9 protein-coding genes are annotated in these 17,817 nt (G+C 60.3%); 1 reads left to right on the top strand and 8 read right to left on the bottom strand.

Translation table 11 applies throughout. The features are described 5' to 3' along the window. Positions 1 to 43 precede the first annotated feature (43 nt). The 8 genes from BSZ35_RS06830 to BSZ35_RS06865 all read right to left on the bottom strand — a co-directional run bounded on the left by BSZ35_RS06830 (position 44) and on the right by BSZ35_RS06865 (position 14,198). Positions 44 to 955, bottom strand: coding sequence for a hypothetical protein (locus tag BSZ35_RS06830; RefSeq protein WP_146110018.1), 912 nt, complete (start codon positions 953 to 955; stop codon positions 44 to 46). Positions 956 to 967: 12 nt separating this feature from the next. Then, positions 968 to 3,328 carry a TonB-dependent receptor gene (locus tag BSZ35_RS06835; protein WP_105011736.1) on the bottom strand — a complete coding sequence of 787 codons (2,361 nt, stop codon included), beginning with the start codon at positions 3,326 to 3,328 and terminating at the stop codon, positions 968 to 970. Positions 3,329 to 3,421: 93 nt separating this feature from the next. Then, the gene (locus BSZ35_RS06840; RefSeq protein WP_105011737.1) at positions 3,422 to 4,558 is read right to left on the bottom strand and encodes a Gfo/Idh/MocA family oxidoreductase; all 1,137 of its coding nucleotides are present in this window, start codon (positions 4,556 to 4,558) and stop codon (positions 3,422 to 3,424) included. Positions 4,559 to 4,628: 70 nt separating this feature from the next. Further along, positions 4,629 to 6,287 (bottom strand): CRTAC1 family protein, encoded by a 1,659-nt coding sequence (locus BSZ35_RS06845; protein WP_105011738.1) that lies wholly within the window; start codon positions 6,285 to 6,287, stop codon positions 4,629 to 4,631. A gap of 217 nt (positions 6,288 to 6,504) precedes the next feature. Next, positions 6,505 to 7,764, bottom strand: coding sequence for a tetratricopeptide repeat protein (locus BSZ35_RS06850; protein ID WP_105011739.1), 1,260 nt, complete (start codon positions 7,762 to 7,764; stop codon positions 6,505 to 6,507). 73 nt (positions 7,765 to 7,837) lie between these two features. Continuing rightward, a complete protein-coding gene (locus BSZ35_RS06855; RefSeq protein ID WP_105011740.1) occupies positions 7,838 to 8,860 on the bottom strand; it encodes a PorV/PorQ family protein in 1,023 nt (340 codons plus the stop codon). Positions 8,861 to 8,947: 87 nt separating this feature from the next. Continuing rightward, complete coding sequence (locus tag BSZ35_RS06860) at positions 8,948 to 11,140, bottom strand: hypothetical protein (RefSeq protein WP_105011741.1); 2,193 nt, start codon at positions 11,138 to 11,140, stop codon at positions 8,948 to 8,950. 76 nt (positions 11,141 to 11,216) lie between these two features. Further along, the gene (locus tag BSZ35_RS06865; protein ID WP_181149216.1) at positions 11,217 to 14,198 is read right to left on the bottom strand and encodes a TonB-dependent receptor; all 2,982 of its coding nucleotides are present in this window, start codon (positions 14,196 to 14,198) and stop codon (positions 11,217 to 11,219) included. 473 nt (positions 14,199 to 14,671) lie between these two features. Between BSZ35_RS06865 and BSZ35_RS06870 the strand changes: the two genes are divergently transcribed. Then, the gene (locus BSZ35_RS06870; protein ID WP_105011743.1) at positions 14,672 to 17,656 is read left to right on the top strand and encodes an intein-containing RctB family protein; all 2,985 of its coding nucleotides are present in this window, start codon (positions 14,672 to 14,674) and stop codon (positions 17,654 to 17,656) included. The last annotated feature ends 161 nt before the right edge of the window (positions 17,657 to 17,817 follow it).

Here is a 17,817-nt window from a genome sequence, read left to right on the forward strand (position 1 = left end):
ACAAAGCGTCGTCTCCAGGGCGTCCCGCGCCTCGCCCAGCCTCTCAATAGAGATCGGCCGGATCGGTCCAGCCCGCCCTCTCCAGCACCTCAACCGAGGGCGTCCACCGTTTCTTGAGCCGATACCCAGCCCCTACGAAACCGAATCCATCCGTCACGTTCGACATGGTGCCGGGTTCGACCAGCACCTCAGGATCGAATGCTCCCCCAGGAGGATTCCAGGCGTCGTTCACAACCTCGAGACGGAGAGTCATATTCCGCATGACGATTCCAACCGTCGGATTCCAGAGGTCGGCATTCACGAGCCGCTCTCGGAGCGTTCGGTAGTCTTCAGTCAAATCAATGGGCACCACCCACTCCCCGTCGGTCCGCTCTGGAATGCCACTGTACGACACGCGCAGGCGTGCTGTGGGGGATGCAGACCCCGCCACGTTGTCCTGCCGGTCATACTGTACGTAGTACTCCACCTCTACGTTGATGAGGCGCGGCACAGCCTGGGTAACGTGCACGGGCACAATCACGGGCAACGTCTCCGCCTGCGGCTCATGAAGGGCAAGCGCCGAATTTTCGGGCACCGGCACTTCCACCTGAGCGGTGCGCTCGCCCTCCCCCGCGACCTCCACCCGATAGGTGTGTTCGTACTCGATGGGCGTCCGGCTCCAGTACACGTGCGCATACCGCCCGTCGTCTTCCTGAATCAGCGAATCGTGCCAGGTCGCGCGCCGGCCGCGGGTCAGGTCGGTCGACGTCACCGTCACGGCCAGCGAGTCCGGAGCTGTGGGCTCCAATCGGTCTTCAATGGGATAGACGCGTACCCACTGTGTATCCGCTCGCGGCTGGAGCACGCCATAGAGAGAAAAGGCTTTGTCGGTGCCCACGATCGGATCCACCGTGGCTTCACAGCCGATGAGCAGGGCCATCCCGGCACACAAAAGTCCAAAGTAAACGGAGCGCATGAGGAACCTCCTCTATTTGTACCGGAGCGCAATCCCTAGGGAGGGCGTAAACGGAAGCTGATCGACCCGCTTGAGCGTGAAGGTGTCCAGGTAGAAAATATTGCGTCGGTGATACGCGTTCACCACAGAGGCCTGAACGGCGAGCTCCACGTCGGTTCCCAGTGCAATGCTCTGCTCGGCAGACACATCGAGACGGTGGTACGAAGGCAACACCCCTCCGAACGGCTCCCCGTAAATGATGCGACGAGTCCCGGGCACGTCCTTCACGTCCCGGACCTGGGTGACTGGCGCAAATCCATCGAAGCCCACAATCCGGCTGTACGGCCGTCCACTGGCAAACTGCCATCGCGCACTCGCCTCGAATCCTCCTACCTCAACATTCAGGAGTACGCTCAACTGATGGCGACGGTCGTGCGGGGGGCGAAAGCGGAGGTCCTCGGTTCCGTACCAAAGTTCGATCTCGTCCTGGCGCGCATCATACGTTGTATTGGCGTAGCCGTATCCCAAGTATCCATAAAGGGGCCCCCACTCTCCCTCAAGGCGCACGTCGGCCCCAAACGAACGGCCCTCGGCCGGCTGCAAGCGCGTGGTAAAGCGGGGGAAAGCCGTCCATTCCGCAATGAAGAGATCCGAGAGCCGCTTATAGTATCCTTCGAGCGAAAGCTCCAGTCCCCGAATCAGCCCCACGTGATACCCGATCACTCCGTGAACAGCCCGGGGCGTACGTCCCCTTCGCACATCGTCTCGCGGCAGCCCGCTGTGTTTGGGAATATTGGTCCACGCAGTGAACACACTCGCGGCGTCTCGTCGATCGCTCAGTCCTACCGCCTCCTGGTAGTACACCCCAGTCGCGGCACTCACCCGGTGCCGCCCCTTCTCCCAGCGCCCGCGCAGGCGCGGCGCCAGAAACGGGTTAAACCGACTCTTCAGAAACTGCAGTCGAAGCCCCGGCTCAACTCGAAATGCGCCGAGCATGATCGTCGGCTCTACGTACATCACGATGTGGTCGAGCGTCGTGCGCTCATCCCGAAAGGCATCCTGATACAACCCGTCGAGCTCGTGGGAGAACCGAGAAAAACTGCCCTCAAACCCAGCCTGAATCGACAGCTGCTCCCCCGGAAATCGAGCGTCGAAGGCCATGCGCGTGGTCCGAACCCGTGAACTGCGGATCGGTGCCCCAGACGGCCCCAACTCCGTTCGAAGGCCCGAGACCGACAGGTGCGCGTCCGTCACGACGGGGAGGGTGGACGGAACGGCGAGATATCGTGCTCCAATCCCCCAGTTATGCCATCGCACTTCCCCGAACGGTTGGGCCTGAATCGTCTCCTCCGGAAGCCTGCCGACGGCGGACGCAGACCGTATCGTTCCTCGATCATAGGTCCGAACGGCACTCAGCGACAGGCGACTATTATCGGCGAGATCGGCGTGCACCTTCCCGAACGCATCGCCAAACTGAAAGGGAAGCTCGTCCCCAATCAAGGGACCTGCCCACTGTTCCACCCGAGACTGCCGTACAGACACGAGCCCCGAGATCTGATCGGTTCCAAGTGGCCCCTCCAGACGGGCCTCTCCAATAAAAGGTGATACGCTGACCCGGCTCGCAAAGTGACGCTTGTTGCCCGTTCGGGTCGACACGTCAATCACCGACGAGAGGCGTCGTCCATATTTCGCGCCGAAGCCCCCTGCAAACAGGTCTGCATGATCGATGATATCCGACGGGAAGGCAGAGTAAAACCCGAGTAGATGGAAGGGCTGGTAAATCACCATGCCGTCCAGAAGCACCATGTTCTGCGACGGTTCCCCCCCGCGGATAAAGAGCTGCCCCCCTCGGTCGGCCAGCGTGACAACCCCCGGAAGCACCGTTAGGTACGACGACAGATCTCCACTGACGTCCGGCGTCGGGATCCGCTCCACCTCGACCGGATCAATCCGCTCATGTCCGGCCTCCACATCCGTCATATCACCCCGCTCCTCTTCAACGACGATCTCTTCCAGAGGAGATTCCCCGGCTCGAATCGACACGTTCACCGTCTGCTGCCGTCCGGACGCGAGCCTCAACGTATCGACATATGAGACGTACCCGACGAACGAAACCTGCAGTTCATAGCGCCCCGGGCGGATGCCCTTCAAGAGGTAGACCCCGTCCTCGTCGGTAGCCCCGCCGTACGACACCGTCGAGTCTGCAACGCGCTGGAGAAGAACGTTGGCCCCCGTAAGGGGCTGCCCATCACTGGAGTCCGTGACGAATCCGCTGATAGCCGCTCGGCCCTGGGCCTGCGCCATTCCATTCCCCCAAAACAGAAGAAGCGGAAGCAGGAGCCCCCACAAAAGACGAGCCGTTCGGGACCGGAAGACGACTGCGACGAACGCCATGGGACATTGGGTATCAGTTCCCGCAAGTGAGTGTGTACGCCCCAAAGGCAACAGACGAGGTGAAGGAATTCGTAGGATCGTGGAGAATCCCGTCTATTCGCCTTGCAACCGCACCGTTTCTCCCGTTCGTGCCGAGCGACGAGCAGCCTCCAAAATTTTGGTCACGATCATGTTGTTCTCGAGGGATGAAAGCCCCTTTGGCTCCACCTCTCCCCGAACCACGTTGCGCAGGTACGGCACCGCTGCTTCGTAAAACGACGGCTGCGCCTCAAGCGTCACGTCCCGCTCCTCGGCCTCTCCGATCCGCACACGCATCTGGGTCGGAGTATCGGCGTGAATGTAGCCGTTCCGTCCATAAATCGACATGTCCTTGCGACTGTAGGGCCAATTCCACGAGGCCTGGATCACCCCCTGGCCCCCGGGATAGGTCAACAGGATGGTCGCAATGTCGTCCACCTTCTGGTACACGGGATCCGACTTCACCTGCTGCGTGACAGCCGTTACCGTTTGGGGACGTCGTCCCTCCATGAGCCATGTGAGCAAGTTCGCTCCATAGCAGCCAAAGTCCATGAGGGCCCCGCCCCCATTCAGGGTCGGATCGGTCAGCCAGTTCAGAAAGGTCGGCCCCACCCCGATCTCTTTGGGCCCGCGGTGCCCATCGCGCACGACGATCTTTCGCAGGGTCCCAAGCTCGCCGTTCTCTCGGGCAAGAGCGTGGGCACGATGGGTGCTCGGATACCAGGTCGTTTCGTAGTTCACCAGTACGTGGACGTCATTCGCCTGCGCCGCCTGTTGGATCGCACGAGCGTGCTCCATTCCCACGGCCAGCGGCTTTTCGACCATCACGTGCACCCCTCGGCGGGCCGCTTCCTCTACGACGCGGCGGTGATCGAAGGTATTGGTAAACACCACCACGGCATCCGGACGTGCCTCCGCAAGCATCGTCGTGAGGCTGCCATACAGGCGTTCCGCACCAAGATCATACTGTTCAGCAACCTGCCGCCGCAACGCCGTATCCGATTCGGCAAGCCCAACCACCTGCACTCCCTCATAGGGTCTCGCCTGCAAAAACCCGTGGACGTGACCGTGCACCATGCCCACGACCCCCAAACGCAGGGTCTCCTTCGGAGCGTCCGTCCCCGGCTCCGAAAGCGGCTGGGCCGGAAGTGCGTAGCTTCCTCCTCCAAGCCCCACAAGCACAAGGAGTACGATCCGTATGAGTACTCGCATACCACTATCCCGTCGATGACTGTCATGCCGACGCCTCCCCCCTCTCTCCTTTTCAATTGCTTGCCCTTCATCAAACGGCGGCTCGGCCCTCGCCCTCAACGATACGAAGCGTCTGGTTGGCCTGGACCGCTGAGATTCGGTCCACCTCGCCGCTCGGCCAATGCACCGTCACCTGCTCGACCTGCGATTGTCCGCCGAGCCCAAAGGTCAACGCCAACTCGATCGATGAGAGATAGCTCGACCCCGTCCGAAGCACCCGTTCCTGCTGTTCCTCCCCGTACTCGATCCGCACCCGGGCTCCGATCCCATCCCGGTTGCTTTCCGTCCCCTGCAGTTGTACCCGGAGGTAATTCGGCCCATTTTCCTGATCCCGCACTCGGTTCTGCCAGAGGTGCGCCTCGCCCTCATTCTCCGTCACGAGAATGTCCAGGTCCCCATCCTTGTCGTAGTCGCCGTAGGCCGCCCCTCGGGCGACAAGAGAATCGGCAAGGGGCCCCTGCTCGACCGTCATCTCGTCAAACCGTCCCTTGCCGTTGTTCAAGAAGAGATGGGGACGCTGCTTGTAGTGCACCGCCCGGTCGATGCTTTCGATGTCCGGCTGGACGTGCCCGTTTGCGACAAAAAGATCCAGGGTGCCATTCAACTCCGCGTCAAACAAAAACAACCCAAACCCGAGCGTAAACTTGCCCGGACGACCGACCCCTGACCGCGCCGACCGGTCTCTAAAGAGCCCGTCGCGCTGATGACGGAAGACGCTGATCTTCTCCCGCGAGAAGTTGCCAACGAAGATGGTGGAACGCCCCGTACTGTCCACAATGCCGGCATCGGTTCCCATTCCGGCCCGTACCTGTCCCGACTGGCTGTAGGCTGTGCCGCTCACGCGCCCCCGCTCCGTAAATGTCCCATCTCCATTGTTCTCATAGAGCAGATTGCGCTCCATGTCGTTCGCCACGTACAGGTCCATCCACCCGTCCCGGTTGTAATCCAGCATCGTGACCCCCAGGGTTTTGCCCGGGGAGGACTGGAATCCGGCGCGCTCCGTCCACTCCGTGAATGTGCCGTCGCCGTCATTGTGGTAGAAGCGTCCGATGGCCCCCTCGTATTCTTCGGGGGTACAGTAGGCCTTTGTCTTTCCATCGACCGAACAGAACAGATCGTTTTCCCGGCTCCACTTCACATAATTCCCCACGTACAGATCGAGGTGACCGTCGTTGTCGGCATCAAAGAACGCGGCGGAGCTGCTCCACTCAGGAGGAGCCGTTAACCCTGCCTCTTTTCCAACCTCAGTGAACGTCCCGTCCCCTTCATTTCGGAAAAGCAGATTCCGATTCAGCGTCGTCAAGAGGAAGTCGCTATGGCCGTCGTTGTTATAGTCGGCGACAGTAACGCCGAAGCCGTATGCCTCGACCGCCCCCAGCCCTGCCTCCTCGCTCACGAGGGTAAACGATCCGTTCCCGTCGTTGCGATAAAGCCAGAGCGCATGTTCAAGGTCGACCTCACTCTTCGGCCAGACGCCCCCGCCGGCAAGGAGAATATCGAGCCGGCCATCCCCGTTGTAATCGATGAAGCCCCCCCCACTTCCCATCGTTTCCGGAAACCATTTTTCCCCAAATGCTCCGGTGCGGTGCTGGAAATCGTCGAGGTTGGCCTGCTCAGTTACGTCCGTAAACGAGACTGGGGCGTCCTCTTCCGCAGAGGGCGAAGACGAGGAGTGAGTACACCCCGTCATTACGATTCCCCCGAGAAGAAGCCCAAGACACAAAACGATGCCTCGCCTCCCTTCCGTCGTCGTTTGATCGAGCAACAACTGCACCACGGGCTACCTCATCTGGAATCAAAGTACTGCGCCTCTGCCACGCTCCCCCTCCAGGAGAGGGTCCCCAAAAGGAACCGCCCCTCATCCACCAATGCTCCGTCCGCACTGCCCCTCAAATAGCCACTGCGCTCTATGAGTCCCCGGCCTCAAGAGAGGACAAGTACTTCCGTGCCCTCGGATGATTCGGACGCTGCTGGAGGACGCGTTTCCACATCTTTCGGGCCTTTTCCGTTTCTCCGTTGCGGGCGTACACGACGCCAAGATTGAACCATCCATCCGTGAAGTCGGGATGGCGACGCAGGAGGGCCTGGTAGTGCGTCACAGCCGTCTTGTAGTTCCCGCGTGCAGCCGCTAGCTGGGCCAACTGGTCTCGAAGGGTCGGACTTGAGGGCCGGAGGTACAACGCGATGCTGTACGTCTCTTGCGCCTTCCCCAGCCGGCCGATGTCCCGGTACGCATCGGCCAACGTCTTCCACCGCTGTGGATTGCCGGGCTGGTCCTTCGCCACCGACTCTAGACGCTCAATCTCGCGCTGTCGCTTGTCGAGCGTATCGGCCTGGACCAAATACTGCTTCCCCTTCTCTTTCTGCCCGGTTCGCACGAGCGCCTGCCCGAGATTATAGTGGGCTTCCTGGTGCCACGGACGCTCCTCAATCACGGACCGGAGATGCGTAATTGCGTCCTCGTACCGCCCCAACTGGTAGAGGTGAGAGGCGACGACGTATTGATAATTCACGTTCTCGGGTTCAAGCTCCAGCGCCCGACGTGAATGCGTGAGCGCCGTCTCCACCTTTCCTTCTTCCTCAAACAGGCGCCCAAGCCGGGCGTGCGCCGCCGCCGTGGTGGAGTCTAACGACAAGGCCTGCTCGTATGCCCACTGCGCACTATCCGGCTTTCCGACCGCACTGTAGGCCTTCCCCACCTCCACGAGCGTAGAGGCCGACGAAAACTGTTCTTGCTCGTTCTGGAAGTACCGAAGAGCCTTCTCGAAATTCTGGCGGCGGTAGGCATTATTCCCAAGATTAAACCACGCGCCCTGATACTGCGGATTCAGCGACAAAACCTTCCGGTATTCCTTTGCCGCCTCGTCGAAGCGCTTGAGTTCAGAGAGAACGCGGCCCCGCTGAAAGTGCCCGTCGGCCAGTCGCGGCGCCCGGTGCACCACGCTGTCGGCAAGCGTAAGCGCATTGCGGAGGGCTCCTTGCTTCAAGGCCCGTTGCGACTGCACGAGCATAGAGACCGTCGTATCGTCGACGGCCTCCCGGGACATGGCATTCCCCGCCCCCCCCGACTCCGCTTCTCCTCCGGATCCACACCCCAACACGATCAGGGTACAAACCACGAGCGGAAGCACCATTCGCCAGGCCGCTCCGGGATGCCGTGTGTCCATCAATCGAGTCAACTCGCGCAGAAAGAAACCGTGATACAGCTACGTGCAAAGGCGTGCAAGCCGTCTGAGGACATTAAAACCCGACGTTGAGACCAATGCGGTTCACGCCGTTGAACACGTCGAAGGACGTGTACGAGTAGTCGGCCCCCAGGTCGAAGCCGGCAAAGGTCGTCTGCAGGCCGGCCCCTGCGTTGAAGCCTTCTTCGAGGCTGGACTTCGGTAGCGTATAGCCGCCTCGAATGGAGAAGGTTTCCATGAAGGTGTACTCTCCTCCAAAGTGCATCCGCTCGCTGAAGTCGCGGGGCGTAACGCCTTTGAGCATGATGTTGAGCGAGTGGTTATCGTTCGGATCAGACAGAAAGTCCGTCATCTCGAACATGTCCGCGGAAATGCCCACGGAGAGCTCCATTGGCAGCTCGAAGCTCTGACGCTCATACTGCACCTCGGGCGAGAAATTTCGCACGTTCATAGCGACCTGGATGCCTCGATAATCGGTATCATACTGAATCCCGAAGTCGTAGGCCCCGGTCCCGAGGTCGTTCTGCTTCGTGGTCCCGTCCGTCGACATGACGCTTGGGCCCAGGTTCTGCTTGGCGTATTTCACCTTCGCCCCCACCGAGATGCGATCCGTCACCGGATACGCATATCCAACCCCGAACGCCCAGGAGCTGGGGCTGAACGTGCCGGTCGACACATATCCCTGGTCGTTCCCGGCCCGGCGGGTGCCTTCAAGGTCGCCGTAGCTCACCTGCATGAAGGTGAACCCAATGACCCCGTACGTGCCCTCGAACGGACGGAGAGACACGCTCGCACTGTTATAGTCAATGTCTGCGATCCACTGCATGGTCGAGAACGCAGCGTGTCCATAATTCTCCATCTGGGCCATTCCCGCCGGATTGTAGAACATGGACGTCGACTGCAGCTGGAGGGTGGTTCCCGTCCCCCCCATGCCCGCCACCTTCGGACTCAGCGACTGGCTCAGGAACTTCATGCCGGTCTGCGCACGCTTGGTGTTGTCCTGAGCCGTGGCAGGAGCAGAAAGCCCAACCAATAGGGCACATGAAAGAACGATGGTCGTAACGATGCGCGATTTCATAATGTTCACCTCGGTTAATCGAGTGATCTCTACAATGTGGGCACTCGGTAGGCGCCCGCAGACGTTCGTTGGGCAAACCGTTTGCTCCTACCGAACAATGACGAATTTCTTCTTGGAAACCTGTCCGGTATCCAGATCCCGCACGACGGCGATGTACAACCCACTCGCCACCAGCTGGCGGTCTGCAGTGGTGTGATCCCAGTACTCGTCTCCACTGCCGTCATTGTGGCGGATGGTCTCAACCAGCTCTCCCATCTCCGTGTAGATCCGGATGACACAGTTGCCCGGAATCTCCAGGAATCCGAGCCGGTCCTGCTGGTCCCACCGCACTTCCTGGTCGGCCGCCACGTTGTAGGGATTCGGCACAATCTTGAAGTCTGCCACCGACTCGCCCGGTCCGCGCTTGAGTGAAGCCGGATCCCAGGTCTGCGTCTGGTAGCGGTTGCTCTTGAGCGGCTTGCCGGTCGGGGTCATCGCCGTCCCGTTATTATTCTCGCTTCCAACCGCCTGGATGTAGTAGTAATACTGGGCGCCTCGGACCACGTCCGAGTCACTGTACTCCCGCGTGCCACCGCCCACATCCGCGATCTTCTCGTACTGATATTCATTCTCGTACTGTCCCTCGACGCGTCCTCGGGCGCGGTAGATTTCAAATCCTCCGGGCGGGTTGGTCTCGCGCTCCCAACTCAGGCTAATCTGGTCGACCCCAGACTCCACACTGAACGTACTCGGCGGCTTCGGTGCCTGCGGAATCCCATAGTTCGTGATCGCGCCGTTGGCATCGCTCGACGCCTGGAAGTTTGCGATTGCGCGCTCAAAGGTCTGGAAAAGCGAGTCGCGACCGGTCATGACCCACGGGTTCTTGCCCATGCTTTCGTCCGGATCAATCGTCCCGTCGCCGTCCGCGTCGTATTCGATGTCCTCAAATGCGTCCGTCGTGCTCCGATCGCTCGGATTGCTCGCCGTTTGCTTGAAGCCCTGTCCGATCTTGACGCGCGCTTCCGGCGACAGGCCCGATACAGCCTCGGCGATCACGATGCGAACACTCTCTCCGGGCTCAAGGTCGTACGGCCCGTAGCTGAAGGCAGAGGTATACCCACCGGCCTTGCCGAGCTTCGGGTCCCCTTCACCCATCACAGTGGTAAAGTCTCCGTCCTGATCGGCCACGTCGGCGTGGTGGGGGAACATGTGCGATCCGGTGCCCGACGTGTAGTCGTCGGTGGCGCGTTCGGCCTGAGAGATAAAGCGATACTCCCGGTTCATCTGCTCATTGAACGCGCTGTTGCCGGACGTGAGGGGATGGTCCGCGTCGATGTAGCCCGTCATCGAGGGCTGTCGCGGCTTGTCCGGAGAGGAGGGGGCGTACAGCTTCACGGTCCCCATAAACTCGGTCGTGGTCAGCTCTCCTCCGTCGTCTCCCTGCTCTAGGAAGGCCGGGCTGTCATTCCAGGCCGGTCCACCGAGCGGGTCCATTTCGGCCCCCGGGGAGTTTCCGTTCCAAGTGTACTGCGCCGCAAAGTCCACGTCGTAGTCGTCCTGTCCGTCTCCCACGACATCATTCAAGACGTTGGCGCCCCACTCCTGTCCCGGAATGGCACTTCGGTTTCCGTGGGTGTAGCGCTTCTGGAAGTGAAGGTACACGTCCTCGGCCGTCTGATCTTCGAGGGCTCCGTTCTCCTGGGCGCTTGTGTGCCCGGTGTTCGTCAGGACGTATTCTTGAATGTGGTACTTATCGTGTGCGGAGTTCGTCCACCCGTACACGCGCTTCGTAAGGGTCACCCCCAGAAGCGTGTGCGCCTTGAGTTCGATCATCTGGTCAGACGGGAGATCCGGCCGGACCTCATCGTAGGTCTTGTCCTCATTGAGGGTCTCATTTCCATCCACCGTAACGGTGGGCGGCTCGTACTTCACGATCTTCCTCAAGCTCACGGGGAAGAACTCACCGAACCCGGTCGTTCGTGGCCCGACGTGAACGACCCGGCGGTCGTACTGCGTGCCGTCCGCGCCCTGCACGTTCTTTGCGCCGATCCAGAGCGCACCTGCTCGCAGGCGTCCGGCCTGAAACTCTGGATACAACCGGAGGTGATTTCCTCCTGCGCTGTAATATTCCTGCTGTCCACCGGTTGCCGTGTACACCATCTGGAGTTCCCCAACGGCCATCGGCCGCTGGTCAAACTGGGCATACCCCTTTTCCGTCTCCGTCAGCCCCATGAAGAGGAGCAAACAGCCTGCGGCGATGAAGGCATGTACTTGGAGCCAATCAGTATCAAAAGAGCTCATCACGAAACGATAGTTATGAACGAGTCTTGACATCTATATTCTGTTCCCCTTGTCCCCTCCTCCCCCCGAATCTGCCCTAGAAGGACATCCGGACGCCGATGTTCACGCTCCTCGGGAAGAGGTAATGCAGGGACTTCGCATTGGGCGGATTGATGTGGTCTCCCTCAATGTCGCCGGGCTGGTCATCCCCGTACTGCGGATCTCCGTCTCCATCCGTGGGGGCATAGTTCTGCTCCCATCCGTCGACGGCCTCCTGGGGCAAGCGCAGGGAGTTCATGTACTGCTGAAAGTCCCGCGGCCCGAAGAAGGACGCCTGATTGAGGTTCTTCAGGTTGAAGACGTTGTTCACGTCCGCAAAGATCTGTGCGCTCACACCTGATGTCTGAATGGTCTTGCTCAGCCGCATGTCGACCATCTTGTAGGCTTCCCACTGCATGTTGTCCTCCACTTCCGGCACCGTGAGCTCGTTGGTGTAGGTGAAGTAGCTCCCGGCCTTCCACCGGCCGAGGAAGTTCAGCCGCAGGTCGCCGAACACGTTGCCCCCAAGCAGGTCCGGACCGAAGTCCGACGGAGTCAAGAACGTGAGGCTGACACGGGCGTAGGGCTGCGGCTGCGGCTTCGACTGGTAGTAGTCGGTTGTGAACCGCTCGTACTGCCGCTGATCGACGCGACTTTCGAACTGCTGCCCGAACCCAAAGTCACCTTCGGACTCCACCTGGTAGGTGTAGTTAATGAAGCCGCGAACCCAATCGCCCCGGCTTTTCCGCAGGCTGATCTCGACTCCGCGAACGTCCCGGTAGTTTTCGGCTCTCGGGTACTCGTACTCGATGAGCCCATTGCGGCTCGTGTAGTTGACCCAGCGGGGCTGGCTCTGAAGGTCCTTGTAGTATCCCGCAATCCGGAGCAGGAACTGCTCGACGAACCCTTGCTCGTAGCCCAGCTCGTAGGCGGTCGTCTTCGGCCGGGGCATGCCCGGATTCGCAATCTGTACGACGTTATCCGTCTGGTTCCCGCGGCGGACCATGTCGAGGAAGTCCGGACGCGTCTGCTGGTAAAAGTGGCCGTAGTTGAAGTACAGCTTACTGACGTCGGTCATGGGGAACGACACCCCGAGCCGCGGACTCAGGTTGACCTGCGGGTCGGCGGGCTCGGTCTCCATCATCTCGTCGAAGCGCGGCTTATTCCCGCCCAGAAAGGCAGACGGATACCGGTTCACGGTCCCATCTTGGGACTCCGGAAAGACGTAACGCTCCGTGTTCGAGTCGAAGTAGTCGAGGCGCAGCCCCACGTTGGCGATCATGCCCTTGTACTCCAGCTTATCCTGGATGAAGGCCGCGCCGTAGAGGGGCGAGCTGTCGTAGTGGGCGTAATGGTCCGGCGGGTTGACGAGAAAGTCCTTGTAATTAAAGTCGACGTCGTGATTCTCGACTTTAAACTCAACGCCGGCCTTTGCCGTGTGGTACTGGCCGATGGCCCTCGTAAGGGCGATCTTTCCTCTCCACTCTCGCGTGTCAGTCGTATCCCGAAACTCAGAGTGGTGGCCGCCCATCCGCAGACCCGTAATCGAGTTTTCGGACGCAAACTGAAATCCGATTGGTCCCTCGTCTACACTGACCCCTCCAAACTGTGCGACTTTGGTCGTGTCGCGTGCCCGAGGAGGATTCGTGCGGTAGCTGGTTTTCCGCCACTGCAGCTGGGCCTCATAGAATGTATTCTCGCCGAGCGTGTGGTTCACCTTCAAGCCTCCCATGTAGCGCCGAATCGTGCTTTCCGACCAGGCGCCCGTCCCGAAGATGTCTTCGCCATTCCAGGCTCCGATGTCCGTGTAGTTGACCCCGGCCCCGTAGTTTGAAATCCACTCTCGATTTCCATCCCGACGGATGCGTGTGGGGCCTGTTCGCGGGCTCTCGTCGTTGTTTCCTTTCTGAATGGCCGTCATTCCCGTCAACGTCACCTTGAAGTTGTTCGTGACGTTCGAGGTGAGGTTGAAGCGGCCGGTCTGCTCATCATACCCACTTCGCGACAGCGGAATAATGTACTCCTCCTGCTCGCGGCGGTAGGAAACGGCAAATCGGAGATCCCCGAGATAATCACTGACAAGCGGCACTGGACCGCCGATCGTCCCGTCGATCTGATAGTCCGGCTTGTCGATGCTAATGTCCCGACGATGGCGATACTCAAACAGATCCTGTGCCTGCTGCGGCGTGAGCTGAGGATTGTTGGCCGCGATCTCATTGAATCCTTCGAAGTCAGGATACGAGTTTTGGAGCTCCTCCGGCCACTCGCCCGTGCCCTCCATCGCTACCTCTGGGTCCATGTACGGGCGCATCCAGTAGGAATTCGGGTCGGTGGGCGAAATGCCGAAGCTCTTGCTGCTTGCCGGACTATAGCGGGCAAGCACGTCCACCATGTACTCGTCGCGCGGCCCCTCAATCGTGGTCACATTCACCATCCCGGAGCGGATATTGCCGTACTCGGCGTTGAATCCGCCGGACTGGACCTGAACCTGCTGAATCGCGGTGTAGGGAACGCCGGTGTACGGCGTGTTATCCCGTCCACTCTGCTGGCTGAAGCCGTTGACCCGAAAGTCCGCCTGACTGGCCTCACTCCCTCGGATGTTCAGCCCCTGAATTCCGGCCTGGAGCCCAACGACACTAGCAACGTCGGCCGCCGGAAGGTTTTCAATATCCTCGGCACTGATGTCCGCCCGACTCGCCGATAGGTCCGACTGCACAACCTCTTGCTGGGCCTGTACAGTCACACCATCAAGCTGCGCCACATCTTCTCGTAGCTCAATCGTAATTTCGGACGTCAGGTCCTGATTCACCTGCACCCCCTCGACCGTAGCCGTCTCGTACCCGACGAATGTCGCTCGAAGGGTGTAGGTGCCTGGGGGAATGTTAATCAGCCGAAACTGCCCGTTCGCGTTCGTGCTAGTTCCCGTCCCGGCCATCTCCGGAATGACGACGTTCACCCCAGGAAGGGACTTCCCCGTCTCTGCGTCGACGACCTGCCCGGCAATCTGCCCCGTTTGCGCCCAGGCCAGAGAGGCAGACATAAGTAAAACGAGAAATGTAGATGCGAGAAACCGTATCGCTTTCCTCATAGCAGGTGGATTTTGATCTAATCGAAAAGGGATCTCTTAACGAAAAAGTGGGCGTTCTTCCAGAACCGCTTCTCCACTCCGTGGGGCGTTCAACGAAGACACCAGTACATCCACATCGGTGGGGCACCTCTGAAACCGCTTCTGGAATCGGTTCCAGACACGTCCAGCTCACTTTCTTTTTCTCTTCACGACCCCAGTGTAATCACGAAGAACCAGTAACCCAAAAGTGAAACCGGTTTTATTGTATGAAAACCCCCCTACATTTACCATAAACCGAACACGAACTTACGCCTGTCTTATATTTTTCTATGATGAAACTTGGGCCGGCTGACGGGACCGTATCATGCGTACGCGCCGTTAAAAAACAGCGCACAGGCTGAACGGTACTCTCTGCCCCGGCCTTCCCCAACCGACTCTGCTCTCCTATGCCCGAATACACGCTCGAGAAACTCGACGATTATCGATGGCAGCTCCCCAAGCGCGGACGAATGAACGTCCCCGCCCGCCTCTACGCCAGCGAGCCGATGCTGGAAGACATCCTCGACGACGATGCCCCCCAGCAGGCCATCAACGTGGCCCACATGCCCGGCATCGTGACGGCCTCGCTCGCGATGCCCGACATTCATTGGGGCTACGGCTTTCCCATTGGCGGTGTGGCTGCGTTCGATCCGGACGACGGGGTGATCTCGCCTGGAGGAGTGGGCTACGACATCAACTGCCTCTCGGGCGACAGCGAAGTCCTTCACGCCCACGGCTACACGCGCACGATCGCGGAGATGGAGACGACGTGGCAGGACGACATTCTCCACTGTCACGACCTTGAGGCATCGTCGAGCGACGAGACGTCCGTAGCCGCATTTTTGAAGCATCAACCCGATCAGCCGGTGTATCGCCTTCGCACCACCGGCGACGACGAGGTGTTGGCCACTGGCGACCATCCGTTCTGGACGCCCGACGGCATGACCGACCTCGACGATTTGGACCCGGGCGATCAGATCGCTCGCCGTCCGTTCGAAGGGGTGCCCTACGACGAGCCGTCCGATCGCATTCTCGTCGACGAGGCTGACGTCCGCAAGGTGCTAAAAGCTCAGGGAAAGGAAGACGCCGGAAATGCTGTCGGACAAGTGCTCCATTATCTGCAAGAACGGGACCTCCTTCCGCTTCGAGCCTCCGACTCAGCGGTTCCGCACCTCATCAAAATCGCCGGCGTTCTGTTCGGGGACGGCACGCTCTACTTCAGCGGCGACCACGAAAAAGGAACCGCGTGGTTTTACGCTGCCCCTGACGATCTGGAGGCGATTCGCTCCGACGTGGAAGCGGCCGGGTTCACACCCTCTCGCATCTACCGGCGGGAACGGAGCCACAGCGTCGATACGCCCTCCGACCACTACGAATTCGAGCGACCCGAGACTTCCTTCAAGGTCGTCAGTACGTCTTTCGCGGCCCTCATGGCGGCATTGGGCGTGCCCGTCGGCGACAAAGCAGCCCAGGACTACGGAATTCCCGCATGGCTGCCCGATGCTCCGCTCTGGCATCAACGGCTGTTCCTGGCGCCGCTCTTCGGCGCTGAGCTGTCTGCTCCCTCGACGATGACGCACTACGGACGCAACTTTTACGCTCCGGCGCTTTCTCTCAGCAAAAGCGACGGGTTTGCAGAGAGCGGCCGGCAGTTCCTTGAGGACCTGGCGTCAATCATTGAGGACTTCGGGGTAGAGACGAAGGAGATCACCGAAGTTGCTCCGGAGAATAGTGCCGACGGTCGTGTGCGGCTTCGTCTGTTGCTCTCGTCGCGAACGGAATCTATGCTCGCACTGTGGAGCCGGATTGGGTACGACTACAATCAAAAACGGTCGTCGCTCGCGATGGCAGCCGTCGAATACCTCAAGCAAAAACAACAGGTCCTTTCCCTGCGAGAGACCGCTGCGGAGCAGGCCCGAATGCGCCATGAGACTGGTACATTCCCTTCTACCATCTACGACGACTTGACGGGTGAACACGTCAACCGCCGGTTTCTGGAGCGGGCGCTTTATGGAGAGCGGAAAACCGGCGTCCGCATTGGATCCTCGTTTCCCACCTTCGACACGTTTTGCGAGGACACGCTCGACGGACTGGAGCAAAGCGGAATGGTTTGGTCGACGGTGGACGCAATCGAGCCTGTGAACCTGGAAGCGGAAACAGGAGACCCTCACGTGTACGACTTCACTGTCGCGCATGAGGACCACAACTTTGTCGCGGACGGATTCGTCGTTTCGAATTGCGGCGTGCGGCTGATGTCGTCCAAGCTCACGAAGGAGGACATCGACAAGCAGGATGCGGAGCGCCTCGTGGATACCCTCTTCCACCGCGTGCCCACAGGCGTGGGCTCCTCCGGTGCTCTGCGCGTCGACCACTCCACCCTGCCGCGCGTCCTGCAACGGGGCGCAACGTGGGCCGTGAACCAGGGCTACGGCTCCGAGGCCGACCTCGACGTGATCGAGGAGGGCGGACAGGTCGACGGCGCCGATCCGGATGCGGTGTCGAGCCGGGCGAAAGAGCGTGGACTTCCCCAACTCGGCACGCTCGGCTCCGGCAATCACTTTCTGGAAGTCGGGTACGTGTCGGAGGTGTACAACGAACGAGCGGCCCGCATCATGGGGCTCGACGAAGGCGCCGTCACCGTCATTATCCACTCCGGGAGCCGAGGCTTCGGATACCAGGTGTGCGACGACGCCCTGCAGGACGTGGACCGGGCCATGAACAAGTACAACATCGAGCTGCCGGACCGGCAGTTGGCCTGTGCCCCCATCGACTCGCCCGAGGGGCAGAAATATCTCCGCGGGATGCGCTGCGCGATTAACTACGCATTTGCCAATCGGCAGGTGATGGCCCACAACACGCGAGTGGCGTTCGAGGAGGCGCTCGACCTCTCCCCCCGTGAGCACGGCCTGCACACCGTGTATGAGGTCGCCCACAACATCGCAAAATTCGAGACGCACCGCGTAAACGGACGCAAGCAGGAGGTGTGTGTGCACCGAAAAGGGGCAACGCGGGCCCTCCCGGCGGGCCACCCGCTCGTGCCGGGCCGCTACCAGCAAGTGGGCCAGCCCGTACTCATCCCCGGCGACATGGGACGCTACTCGTACGTCCTCGTGGGCACCGACAAAGCCATGGACGAAACGTTCGGCAGCACGTGCCACGGCGCCGGCCGCAAGATGAGCCGCCGGCAGGCCCGCAAAACAGCGGGGAATCGCAACATTACCGCCGAGCTCGCCAACGAGGGCATCGTCGTCCGTGGCGAAAGCGGCCGCACGGTGCGAGAAGAGATTCCAGAGGCGTATAAAGATGTCGCCGATGTCGTCGAGGCCGTGGAAGGAGCCGGCCTTTCTCAAAAGGTGGCCCGACTTCGACCGCTCGGTGTCATCAAAGGCTGACCCCGTACACCGGGCGAACTGCCTGAAGCCCAGACCCGTAGCGGCTTCGCCGTACCTCCCAGCAGAGGACGATTGCCCTGTTTTTCAAAAATTCATTTACATTAATCTAACCCCACATATTCGACGTTCTCCCCTCCTCTCCCCATCTCCTTTTACCCGAC

The sequence above is a fragment of the Salinibacter sp. 10B genome, from assembly GCF_002954405.1.
In the GTDB taxonomy this organism is placed as follows: domain Bacteria; phylum Bacteroidota; class Rhodothermia; order Rhodothermales; family Salinibacteraceae; genus Salinibacter.